The 12,109-nt window shown below is 31.3% G+C and carries 10 protein-coding genes, 2 tRNA genes, 2 rRNA genes and 1 riboswitch; of the genes, 2 read left to right on the forward strand and 12 right to left on the reverse strand.

All coding sequences use genetic code 11. The annotated features are described in order from the left end of the window. The 6 genes from CPAL_RS13645 to hcp all read right to left on the reverse strand — a co-directional run. Positions 1-132: ribosomal RNA gene (locus CPAL_RS13645) — 16S ribosomal RNA — on the reverse strand; the annotation flags it as partial. A 383-nt stretch (positions 133-515) separates the two neighbouring features. Beyond that, positions 516-1,244: a hypothetical protein gene (locus tag CPAL_RS13650; protein WP_061859233.1), complete on the reverse strand. Its 729-nt coding sequence runs from the start codon at positions 1,242-1,244 to the stop codon at positions 516-518. Positions 1,245-1,436: 192 nt separating this feature from the next. Next, positions 1,437-2,309, reverse strand: a complete 873-nt coding sequence (locus CPAL_RS13655) for a DUF1002 domain-containing protein (protein ID WP_106024857.1) — start codon at positions 2,307-2,309, stop codon at positions 1,437-1,439. 102 nt (positions 2,310-2,411) lie between these two features. Beyond that, the gene (locus CPAL_RS13660) at positions 2,412-3,530 is read right to left on the reverse strand and encodes a tetratricopeptide repeat protein (protein WP_061859235.1); all 1,119 of its coding nucleotides are present in this window, start codon (positions 3,528-3,530) and stop codon (positions 2,412-2,414) included. A 182-nt stretch (positions 3,531-3,712) separates the two neighbouring features. Next, entirely contained in the window at positions 3,713-5,107 is a 1,395-nt protein-coding gene (locus CPAL_RS13665) for a L,D-transpeptidase family protein (RefSeq protein WP_061859236.1), read from the reverse strand. A 184-nt stretch (positions 5,108-5,291) separates the two neighbouring features. Further along, positions 5,292-7,016 carry a hydroxylamine reductase gene (gene hcp / locus CPAL_RS13670; protein ID WP_106024858.1) on the reverse strand — a complete coding sequence of 575 codons (1,725 nt, stop codon included), beginning with the start codon at positions 7,014-7,016 and terminating at the stop codon, positions 5,292-5,294. A 227-nt stretch (positions 7,017-7,243) separates the two neighbouring features. Between hcp and CPAL_RS13675 the strand changes: the two genes are divergently transcribed. After that, entirely contained in the window at positions 7,244-7,471 is a 228-nt protein-coding gene (locus tag CPAL_RS13675; RefSeq protein WP_061859238.1) for a helix-turn-helix domain-containing protein, read from the forward strand. Between the two features lie 206 nt (positions 7,472-7,677). Here the strand turns inward: CPAL_RS13675 and CPAL_RS13680 are convergent, their stop codons facing one another. The 3 genes from CPAL_RS13680 to CPAL_RS13690 are packed head-to-tail and all read right to left on the reverse strand — an operon-like array spanning position 7,678 to position 11,170. Beyond that, positions 7,678-8,583 carry a homoserine O-succinyltransferase gene (locus tag CPAL_RS13680; RefSeq protein WP_061859239.1) on the reverse strand — a complete coding sequence of 302 codons (906 nt, stop codon included), beginning with the start codon at positions 8,581-8,583 and terminating at the stop codon, positions 7,678-7,680. A 33-nt stretch (positions 8,584-8,616) separates the two neighbouring features. Continuing rightward, complete coding sequence (locus tag CPAL_RS13685; protein ID WP_106024859.1) at positions 8,617-9,897, reverse strand: O-acetylhomoserine aminocarboxypropyltransferase/cysteine synthase family protein; 1,281 nt, start codon at positions 9,895-9,897, stop codon at positions 8,617-8,619. A gap of 31 nt (positions 9,898-9,928) precedes the next feature. After that, on the reverse strand, positions 9,929-11,170 hold the full coding sequence (locus tag CPAL_RS13690) for a homoserine dehydrogenase (RefSeq protein ID WP_106024860.1): 1,242 nt from the start codon (positions 11,168-11,170) through the stop codon (positions 9,929-9,931). Positions 11,171-11,376: 206 nt separating this feature from the next. Then, positions 11,377-11,489: riboswitch (SAM riboswitch) on the reverse strand. A 173-nt stretch (positions 11,490-11,662) separates the two neighbouring features. Here CPAL_RS13690 and CPAL_RS14280 point away from each other — a divergent pair. Beyond that, positions 11,663-11,761, forward strand: a complete 99-nt coding sequence (locus CPAL_RS14280) for a YmaF family protein (protein ID WP_423230657.1) — start codon at positions 11,663-11,665, stop codon at positions 11,759-11,761. 60 nt (positions 11,762-11,821) lie between these two features. Here the strand turns inward: CPAL_RS14280 and CPAL_RS13695 are convergent. The 3 genes from CPAL_RS13695 to rrf form a co-directional block, all read right to left on the reverse strand. Continuing rightward, positions 11,822-11,897 (reverse strand) — tRNA-Ala (locus CPAL_RS13695). A gap of 3 nt (positions 11,898-11,900) precedes the next feature. Further along, positions 11,901-11,977 (reverse strand) — tRNA-Ile (locus tag CPAL_RS13700). A gap of 7 nt (positions 11,978-11,984) precedes the next feature. After that, positions 11,985-12,101: ribosomal RNA gene (gene rrf / locus CPAL_RS13705) — 5S ribosomal RNA — on the reverse strand. Positions 12,102-12,109: the final 8 nt, after the last annotated feature.

Below are 12,109 nucleotides of genomic sequence, written 5' to 3' on the forward strand. Positions count from 1 at the left end.
AGGTAGGTTGCCCACGTGTTACTCACCCGTCCGCCGCTAGAATTACTCCCGAAGGAGCTCTTCTCGCTCGACTTGCATGTGTTAGGCACGCCGCCAGCGTTCGTCCTGAGCCAGGATCAAACTCTCAAATTAAAAGTTTAATCTACTCATAAGTCATTGACTGGCTTTTATTTACCTTAATTCTGTTTAATTTTCAAAGACCAAATCTTTTATTTTTCGTCAAATCTTGCGACGACATGGATTATCTTATCACAAATATGAACTACGATCCACATAACTTGTCATTTTAACTTAAATTAGCTCTATATATCTATATATTTTTTTGTTTTTCTCAAATTTTATTATATTGATACGCTTGGCAAAGTATATTATGGACAACAACATTATTTTAATTAGTAGAGCTTGTAAAGAAATAGACATTTAGATTAATTCCTAAATGTCTATTTCTTATTGATAAAGTGTTGAAATACATGCCTATATTATTGTAGGCTACATATTATTACCATGCCTAGTGTCTATTTAATAATTGCAGTTATCATTCGAAGCAAAAGTTTCACTACCTCTTCATTCTTCATATTCTTATTCTCTGCATCATTATTATTGTCCATTTTTGATTCCTTATCTAATACTACTACTTTTATTGGCTTTGTCTGAGCTGGTATGCTTTTAGTTGCAATATCATATATTACTAATAGATTTTTGTTTTTAAGTTCTCCTTCATATTTCTCTCCATCTCGTGTAACAACTTCTACATCATTTGTAACTTTTATCTTTAATTGGTTATCTACGCTTATTAGATTTTCATCAAATAAGTCTACCTTTACTGATTCTTTTATATCTCCAACTACAACAGCTTCAACTGGATATTGAGGTGGATATATCATTATCATTGGTCTTGTTGCATCATAATATCCTGTTATTTTAACACCAATCTCTAACTTATTATTATTTATAAAGTAAGTGTCCTTGGATATTATAAAATTTGCTATTCCACCTTGATTATCTTCAACTTCCACAATTTTAGAATCTTCTATACCCTTATAATCTTCTATGCTCTTAATTATACCTGTATAACTTTTAAAATGAGATTGTTCCATTTTCTGTACAGGTGCACTTATAAGTCTAACATCTTCTACTATTTGAGCATCTTTATGCATTCCTTCTGCAGTTGTTGCTAATGCTATTGATGAAGAGAATAACAAAGTTCCTGCTACAATGCAACTCATTAATGTTTTTGATTTCATATTCATCCCTCTTTCCTAAATTTTTAAAAGTTGTATCTGTTTATACTTACGAAAGATTTTGGGAAAAAGTTTCCTAGGAACGTGTATTTTGTATATTTTATATTTCATTTACATTTTATAAAATGTAAAAATGAAGAGCAATCGCTCTTCATTTCTAGCAATTACCCTTCATTTTTATATCTTATTTATATCTTATGAAAAAAGTTCTCTAAAGAATGCTGTTATTGCACTCCAAAGCTTAGCGAAAAAACCTTGAGCTTCTTCACTTGTTAATACATTATTTAATTTACTTGTAACATCCTTTAATTGATCCTTTACTTCATTAAAATCTATATCTAAACTATTTATTTTATTCATTAAATTTGTTATTCTTTGAACATCCTCATCGCTTAATTTAACATTGTATTCATCAGCTACATCTGTTACTATTTTTTGTATTTCCTTCGCTCCCTTAGGCTTTTCTTTGATAACTTCTGTTTTTACTTCATTTATTAATTTAGCAGCCTCATCTTTTCCTACCTTTTCTCCTAAATCCCCTGTAACCACTATTTCTTCATTAGCAGCCTTCTTTTTATCCTCGTCTATTTTTTGTCCACCTTCACTACTTTCAAATCCCTTTAGTATTCCTGTAAGAGCTGCTGTCCCAGATACATTAAATGGAGCTGATGCCTTTACAACAGCATTTTCTATGCCTGCAGTAATTAGAGCATTTCTTATCATGCTTTCACTAACCCAATACATATTATTTATGGATATAACCAACCCACCTTTTTCTGTAGGTTCCACATATGAAGATGATATAGCCTTTGTCCCTATTTGCTTGGCATCTGCTACATCACCTAAATATTTTCTTTCTTCTTCATTTGTTACCTCTATTACATTAGCTTCTTCTTTAGTAACCCCAAAATATTTTAGCATGTCTTCTTTTTGTTTAGGAGTTAAGTTCGCTCCGAGAGTAACAACCTTATAAGCATCAGCATAAACTTGCTTTACTGGTATAGATACTATTAATGATGTAAAAAGCAAAAATGATGATATAATTCCCATAAGTCTTTTAGATTTCATACCCAAAGTCTCCTTTGCTTACTAGTATAATACTTAATGGAGTTGTATTCTCCACTTAATTAATATATTATACCATATATACAACTATGAAACCAAAAATTCCTAATCATTATCTTTTTCACTCATGGCCTTTTCTATTTGTTTAATCCCTCTATCAGCCGAAGAAACATACCCAGAATTAGGATACTCTTCTTTTACCTTGTGGAAAAATATGAGAGCATTCACATTGTCGCCGGTTTCCTTATAAGCATTCCCTATTTGATAAGTAATCCAAGGCATAAGATCCTCACTTGGCCTAATTTCATAAGCTTTCTTCAATTTCGGAAGTGCTTGTTTATACTTTCCTTGCTTATATAATCTGTTTCCTTCATTGTATATATCCCACATACTCTTTATATCTGTATAAGACTTTGATTTATCATCGGATTTTACTTTTCCTGTATTATCTTTTGATTTATAATTAGAATTTGTATTTTTCATGTTTTGTGCATTGTTAATATTCTCATCTTCATAAGACTTTTTAGTTGTATCTGATAATGATGAACTGTCATTATCATCTTCTTGGGAGCTTGTATTATCTAGTTGTTCAGTAGTTTCTGTTGTATTATTTTTTGTTATATCGCTTGATACAGTATTACTCATATCTTCGTTATTATTTTCATCCGAAGACTTATTTGTCTTTTTATCAGCCAAGTTCTTAGTCTTATTAGCAGCCAACTCTTGTTTTGAAGCACTTGGAATGTTTATTCCAATTATAAAACTTATAGTAAAAATAGCTATGAGAACACTTAGAACGGAAACTCCTATAACAATTTTCTTATTTCGGTTTCCATCAATATCATTGCTTGAATTATCTTCAGTAGACTTTACAGTTTTAGTTATATCTCCCTCAACCATCAAATTTCTTATATATTTTTTTGCCAAATCACTATATTCTTCATATTCAGCAAGTTCTTTAAATATATTTTCTGCCTTTTTATATTTTTGGTTATTAACATAGCATAATCCTAAAAGTCTCATTCCTTCAGCAAAATCTTCATTATAGGATAAAGCTTTTTTTAAATCCTTTATTGCAGAATTTAAATCATTTATTTTTATCTCTGCAATAGCCTTATTGTATAAAATAATAGATTTTTTAATATCCATATCAACATTATCCTTATTTAATTCTATATCCTCTATAGGCTTTATATTTTTCATTTCTAAAGTAAAATCAATCAAACAAATCCCTCCTTAAGATTATGTATGACCGTTTCTTCAATATTACTAGCTTAACTCACACATAACTTATAATTATATAAAAGTTTTATTTAAATATAATCTTACTAACATATTATATCTACCTTTTAATAAAAAGTCATAAGTCTATATATAAAATTAACTAAATAGTTACATCTACATTTCTACTCCTCATAGCAAATAATCGGTGTTCCATCTTCTATATTCTCATAAATTTTTTTAGCTAAATACAATGGAGCATTTACACATCCATGACTCCCATTTGTTTTATATATATCTCCTCCAAAGGAATGTCTCCAAGTTGCATCATGTATTCCTATATTCCCAAAAAACGGCATCCAATAAGTTACTTCTGCTTCATAACCAGGGCCTGTCAACGTTGCCCCCTTTTGTTTATAATTTAGCATATATGTGCCCAGCACAGTAGAGTGCCCTCTATTAGGATTGCCTGTTACTACAGCTCCATGAGTTATAAGCTTTCCATTTTTATAAAACCATAAATGTTGCCTTGTGATATTGATTTCTACATATGTATTACCTATCTCATTTCCCTCTCTTGACAAGGCCTTTTGAGTATATATAGGTTCCTTTTCAATTATTTCACCAGACTTTATATTTTCAATTAATGCCTCAGACTCATCATGAAGGTTAATCTTCCATCCATAAAGCCCTCCTTTAACTTCCACTGTTTTGCCTACAGAAGTTTTAAATTTCCTTGATATACCAACCGTATCATATTTTCTACCTAAGTCTCTAATATACTTCATTACTGCCATTTTATTTATTACTACATCTAAGTTTTCATCAACAATAAGCCATTGATTTATTGTGTTTCCATCTAATCTTTCTTTTTTATTTCCGAATAAATATGTAATATCTGCTTTTACATATTTATTTAATAATTTTTTAGTTTTAGGGGTCTTATTAGAATTTAGAGTATACTTTGGATTTTCATAACAAAGTTTTTTATCTAGATCTAAATCTCTTTCTCCTTTCATTATGCTCATTTCTATGGCAGCCTTTAGTTTATCTTTATTTACTTTATTTCCATACACCTCTTTAATCACTTCATAGGATCCATTAGAATACTTAAAGCTTACGTTCTTAGGTTCCACAATATTTTTGTTTAAGCATTTTAGTTCATCTATCTTATTATTTAAATTATTCTTATTATAAGTAACTAAACCATCTACATAGTATCTTGACTTTCCAAATAATGAACCTATCCACTTAAGTGAATTTTGATCATAATAAACCTTATCAATATCAGCTTTTTCATTAATATGTATTCCTATATCTTCTCCCAGTATTTCTTCTGATTCCCCATCTCTTTCTATTAATCTCAGCTTGTAATCCTCAAAATTTATTTTAATTGTATGTATTATATCATCACGTGTCTTTAATGACACATTAACTCCATTTATTTCTGTGTTAAAAAATAAATGAGTAGCAAAATATAAAGAAACGAGCAAATATACTAATATAATTAGACCTGTTGAAATAATAATTTTTTCTTTTACACCACTTTTAGAAATTCCTTTTATATCAAACTTCTTCATTCTAATTATACCTTTCATTAAAAATACTTTTTTAATCATAATGCCTATTTTATAAATATGTTAGTATTTTTAACTTTAAAACTTATATAATCTTCTAATTTATTTTTAATTAAAAATAGAAAATTTAAAGAGTGCAAAAACTTCTCCGGATTTTGCACTCTTTAATATTTATAAATATTTTTTACTATTGTCCCATGAATAATTTAATATCATCTTCTACTGTTCCAATTCCAGCAATACCAAAGTTATCAACTAAAACTTTAGCTACATTTGGTGATAAAAATGCTGGTAGAGTTGGTCCTAAATGAATGTTTTTAACTCCTAAGTGTAATAATGCAAGTAATACTATTACAGCCTTTTGTTCATACCATGCAATGTTAAATGAAATTGGTAATTCATTTATATCATCAAGTCCAAATACTTCTTTTAATTTAAGAGCTATTACTGCTAATGAGTATGAGTCGTTACATTGTCCAGCGTCTAGTACTCTTGGAATTCCACCGATATCTCCTAAATCAAGCTTATTGTATTTATATTTAGCACATCCTGCTGTAAGAATTACTGTGTCTTTTGGTAGAGCCTTTGCAAATTCTGTATAGTAATTTCTGCTCTTCATTCTTCCATCACATCCTGCCATTACGAAGAATCTCTTGATTGCTCCGCTCTTAACTGCTTCAACTACTTTATCAGCTAAAGCTAATACCTGATTATGAGCAAATCCGCCTATGATTTCTCCCTTTTCTATTTCTACAGGTGGCTTACACTTTTTAGCATGAGCTATTACTTCTGAGAAGTCTTTAGCCTTACCATTTTTGCCATCTGCTATGTGTTTAACACCTTCAACTGATGTAGCTCCTGTTGTATACATTCTATCTTTATAAGAAGCCTTTGGAGGAACTATACAGTTTGTTGTCATGATTATTGGTCCATTAAAGCTTTCAAATTCCTTATCTTGTAGCCACCATGCATTCCCATAGTTTCCTACAAAGTGTTTATACTTTTTGAATGCTGGATAATAGTTCGCAGGAAGCATTTCGCTGTGAGTATAAACATCTACTCCAGTTCCTTCTGTTTGCTTTAATAATTCTTCCATATCCTTTAAATCATGTCCACTAATTAGAATACCAGGATTATTTCTAACCCCTATATTAACTTTTGTAATTTCAGGATTTCCATAAGTAGATGTATTAGCCTTATCAAGTAGGGCCATAGCATCTACTCCATATTTACCAGCTTCTAATACTAAAGCTGTTAATTCATCTACTGTTAGCTTATCATTTAAAGTTTCAGCTAAAGCTCTTTGCATAAATCCATATAAATTTTCATCTTCAAAACCTAAGTTATATGCATGCTTCATGTATGCTGCCATACCTTTTAATCCGTAAGTTAAAAGTTCTCTTAAAGATCTTATATCTTCATTTTCTGTATTTAAAACTCCAACTTCCTCTGATTTTTTCTTTAATTCAGCTTCATTGCTTCCAAACCATAAAGCTGCATCATGTAGATTGTCTCCCTGTTCTTTAGGTATTATTCCTAAAATCTTCTTTATCTTTCCAAATAGTGTTATTTCTTCATTTGAAGCACCATTAATTTTACCACCAGCTTTTTCTAATTGCATTTTTATTTTTTCACGTAAAGCTAGTCCTTCTTTTATTCTTTCAACTAAATCTTTTCTATTAAAATTAGCATTAGTTATAGTTGTGAAAAGACTTTCTACTATATATCTATCTACTTTTTTATTTGTAACTCCAATTTCTCTTGCTTTTGTACTGTATATTGAAATACCTTTTACAACATAGATTAAAAGGTCTTGTAAATTAGCAACATCTGCAGTCTTGCCGCATACTCCTTTAACTGTACAGCCCTTTCCTCCAGCAGCCTCTTGGCATTGATAACAAAACATACTCATATTTTAAAACCTCCGTTATAATCTAATTTATATAATTAATTTACAATGAATTTCCTTCTCAATCACAGGTTAGATTATAACTAAAGGAAAAATCATAATCTGTATCTTTTGTTACCAAATAATAAAAACGCGCAGCATTTTTTATTAATAAGTACTATAGTTTTTTACCAAAACGTATTATATAATTATATAAGGGACAACTATATAATATGCGAGGGGGACTCTGTATGTTAGATGGTAAAAAAGTCAGAGAGTTTAGAATAAATTTAGGTTACACTTCTCGGGATATTGAGACTCTTACTAAAAATCCTAAATATGAAACATCTATTTCTAAATCTTATTTAGAAGAACTAGAAAGAGGAGATAAAAAGAATCCCAGTCTTAAAAAAGTAGCTGTTCTTGCAAATGTTTTACGCTGTAAAATAGACGATCTGCTAGTAAATACAGAGTACTAATCCTTTTTTAAGAAAACATTTTTATTGTGACAAAAATCATGGTTTTTCCATAAAAATTAGAATAAAATAATTATCATAATGGGAGTTAATTATTATATTTAATTCCCCTCATGTTTTTAATAACTTTTTGCTTTGCAATAAATTCAAAAATTTAGTAGTCTAAAAAACCACCAGAAAACTGGTGGCTTTTTTAGCTTATATTATATTTAGTTATTATTATAAGAACTATCCTTGCATACATAATATTTTAACCAATTTGAGAATAATAAATTTGCATGAGCTCTCCACCTTACTAATGGTTCACCATTTGGATCATCTTTTAAAAAATAATTCTTCGGAATATCTATATTAAGCCCCCTTGATATATCTCTCTCATATTCTTCCTTTAAAGTACAAGCATCATACTCTGAATGTCCTGTAACAAAAATTTGTTTTCCATTATTAGCGTAGGCAAGATATACTCCAGCTTCTTCTGACTCTGATAATATGGTGAGCTCTGGAACTTTCTCTATATCCTCTTTTAAAACCTCTGTATATCTTGAATGAGGAGCATAAAACTCATCATCAAAGCCCCTTAAAAGCTTTATGCCCTTATCATTTATTCTATGCGAAAAAATGCCAAATAATTTTTTATCTAAAGAATATTTAGGAATTCCAAAATGATAATATAACCCTGCCTGCGCTCCCCAACATATGTGAAGAGTTGATGTAACATTTTTAACTGAAAAATCCATTATCTCCTTTAACTCTTCCCAATAATCCACCTCTTCAAATTCTAAATGTTCAATAGGTGCCCCTGTTATTATGAATCCATCAAACTTTTTATTTTTTATTTCTTTAAAAGTGCTGTAAAAGTTAAGTAAATGCTCCTTAGGAGTATTTTTACACTTATGTTCTTTAACATAAATAAGCTTCACCTCAACATTTAGTTGGGTACTTCCAAGTAATCTTAACAGTTGAGTTTCTGTCTGAACTTTTGTAGGCATCAAATTTAAAATTCCTATTTGTATGGTATTTAACTCTTCATGCAATGTTTCTTTATATATTATTGGAACATTTTCCCTCATGAGAATTTTAGCCGCTGGAAGATTTCCCGGAATAATTACTGGCATAGTTTCTACCCTTTCCTTTTACTGCTTAAGGATTTAAGCTAAATTTTCTAAAGCCTGTTCAAAATCCTTTATTATATCTTCTATATCTTCAATTCCTACAGATACTCTTATTAAATCTGGAGCAACTCCTGCTGCTATTTGTTCTTCTTCCGTAAGCTGTCTATGGGTTGTGCTTGCTGGATGAATTACTGAAGTTCTAGCATCTCCTAAGTGAACAACTAAAGCAGCTAATTTTAGATTTCTTATAAATTGCTTTCCAGCTTCGACTCCACCTTTAACTCCAAAGGTTAAAATACCACTCGCACCATTAGGCAAATATTTTTTAGCTGATTCATAAGTAGGATGACTTTCTAGTAGCGGATAGCTTACCCAGCTTACTTTTTTATTCTTTTCTAGATACTTAGCTAACTTTAATGCATTCTCGCTGTGTCTTTCCATTCTTAAATGAAGAGTTTCAAGACCGAGATTAAACAAATATGCATTGAAAGCACTTGTGCAAACCCCTAAATCTCTTAAAAGCTGTACTCTAGCCTTTACTATATATGCTGCATTTCCAAATTTCTCAGTATATACAATGCCATGGTAAGTTGGATCTGGTTCTGTGAGTTCAGGATATTTTCCATTATTCCAATTAAAGTTTCCTCCGTCTACGATAATTCCTCCTATGCTTGATGCATGCCCGTCGATATACTTTGTAGCAGAATGGGTAACTATGTTAGCTCCTAACTTTAACGGATTGCAAAGATATGGAGTTGCTATAGTATTGTCTACGATAAAAGGTACTTGCTTCTTCTTTGCAATTTTTGAGAACTTTTCAAAATCCAATACATTCAACCCTGGATTTCCTATAGTCTCCCCAAAGATTGCCTTAGTGTTATCTCTAAATGCCTTCAATATTTCTTCTTCATCTGCATCTGGATCTACAAAACTCACTTCTATTCCAAACTTCTTTAAAGTAGACGATAAAAGAGTAAATGTTCCTCCGTATAAAGTTGATGCAGCTACTATATGTTCACCACTTTTGCAAATATTTAAAATTGCTAAAGTCGTTGCTGTTTGCCCTGCTGATACAGCAACAGATCCAACTCCACCTTCTAGTTGTGCTACCTTCTCTTCAAAAGCAGCTACAGTAGGATTGCTTATTCTTGAATACATATGTCCATCTGCCTCTAAATCGAATAAAGCTGCAACCTCGTCTGGATCATTATACTTATAAGTTGTGCTCTGATATATAGGAAGTACTCTCGGCTCCCCTGATTTTGGAGTATATCCTCCTTGTATACATATAGTTCCCTTTTTCCAATCATTACTCATTATTGTTTCCCCCTTTTTATTTAAGTTGAATTCAATTATCTAGTTTTATAAACTTCTTTACATCTAAAATAGAATTTTGGTTATTAAGCTTATTGAGCATAGAATCTAAAATCTCTTCGCTTTCACTTTCAACAAAAGCAACCACTTCATCACCATCTTTACCCTTTGCATTAGAGAAACAGCACTTGCTAAAAAGCTCCCCTAAAGCGCACATTGTTTCTACTCTATTTTTGCACTTAATCCTAAGCATCCATTCAGACTTTTGTTTCCATAGTCCATAAACTTCTGCTTTTTCTCTAACTGGGAATAACATTTTCCTGCCTTTATTTTCTATAATATCTACTATATCTCCAAATACTGCACTAGCTGTAGGAAGTTTTCCTGCCCCTTTGCCATAGAAAAACATATCACCAACAGCATCTCCTTCAACAGATATTCCATTAAATTCATCCTCAACCTTGGCAATTTGACTTCCTCTGCTAACCAATACTGGCCTTACTGCTGCATATATCCCTTTATCATCTTTACTGCTCATAGCTAGCAGTTTTATATTACAATTTGCCTCTTTTGCACACTGTATATCTGTTTCATCAATTTCAGTTATTCCAATAGTTTTAATTTCCTGCCAATCAACCTTTTTCCCATATGCAATTGTAGACAATATAGACAACTTTCTAGCAGCATCATAACCCATTACATCAGATTCAGGATTAGCTTCTGCAAAGCCTAATTCTTGAGCAATCTTAAGCGCTTTATCATACCCCATGTTCTCGTTGTACATTTTAGAGAGAATAAAATTGGTAGTACCATTTAATATTCCTTTGACACATCGTATTTCATTTCCAGCTAAACACTCGCTTAAAGGTTTCAGTATTGGTATTCCACCTCCCACACTAGCCTCAAAGTGTAGCTTAACTTGATTTTTGTTAGCTAAACTTAAAAGTTCTTCTCCATGTTTAGCTATTAAATCTTTATTAGCAGTTACCACATGCTTTTTCATATTAAGAAACTTTTTTATATACTCATAAGCAGGGTTAATTCCACCCATAACCTCCACAACTATGTCTATATCTTCATTAAATAACTCTTCAATCTTATCTGTTAACAAGCTTGCATCACTTTGTCCTAAGTGTTTATTTATATCCCTTACCAGTATTTTTGCTATCCTTATTTCTTCTCCAGTTCTGTCCTTTATCTTTTTAATATTCTTATTTATAAGTTCCTCTACCCCAGAGCCTACAGTTCCATTTCCTAATATAGCTATACCAGTCATAAGAACGCCCCCTATATTTTATTAGATTACGTTATTAAAGTTTTAATAAGATATCATACTAAAGTAAAATATTTAACTTAATAAATGCTTTACTAGATAAAAGCCTATTCTAAGATTTACAGAAGTTTTTTTCAATAAAAAAACCACTTCTAAAATAAGAAGTGGCATAAAACAATTTTCAAATCCACAATAAAAGATTCTGTCACTTCTTATCTTTCAGGAAAACTCCTGCAGGAATTAGCACATTTCTATCTTAATGAATTAAGATAGCTGTTGCCGGGTTTCATAGGGCCAGTCCCTCAACCACTCTTGATAAGATTTTTATGCTATTTAATTTTTAATTTAGAATTTATTTTACTCGACTGTAAATATTTTGTCAAGAGTTATTTTCAGATATAATTAATCAAAATTAATTATTTTAAATAGTGACCCTTTTAAGCTTGTCCATATTATAAAATATGACAAACTTTTATTAACAATTTTAAAAGAGGAATTGGATATGACAAAGGCAGGCATATATACTTTGTTTACGGTACAACTAGTCTAAATACTGGGCACACTCATCAATTTATTTTTTGCTACACTAATTGATACCTCTATTGTTAATCGATGATATGGTTCAATATAAAAAAGCAGCCTAAATAGGCTGCTTGGTGGAGATAAAGAGATTCGAACTCTTGACCCCCTGCGTGCAAGGCAGGTGCTCTCCCAGCTGAGCTATACCCCCACATGGTGGACCTTCAGGGACTCGAACCCCGGGCCAACCGGTTATGAGCCGGTTGCTCTAACCAACTGAGCTAAAGATCCATGTTTTACCTGGCAGCGACCTACTCTTCCACACCGTCTCCAGTGCAGTACCATCGGCGCTTTGAAGCTTAACCTTCGTGTTCGGAATGGGAACGGGTGTTACCTTCAAGCTATAACCACCAGATATTATTT

It is taken from the genome of Clostridium thermopalmarium DSM 5974 (genome assembly GCF_002995795.1).
Taxonomy (GTDB): Bacteria; Bacillota; Clostridia; order Clostridiales; family Clostridiaceae; genus Clostridium_H; species Clostridium_H thermopalmarium.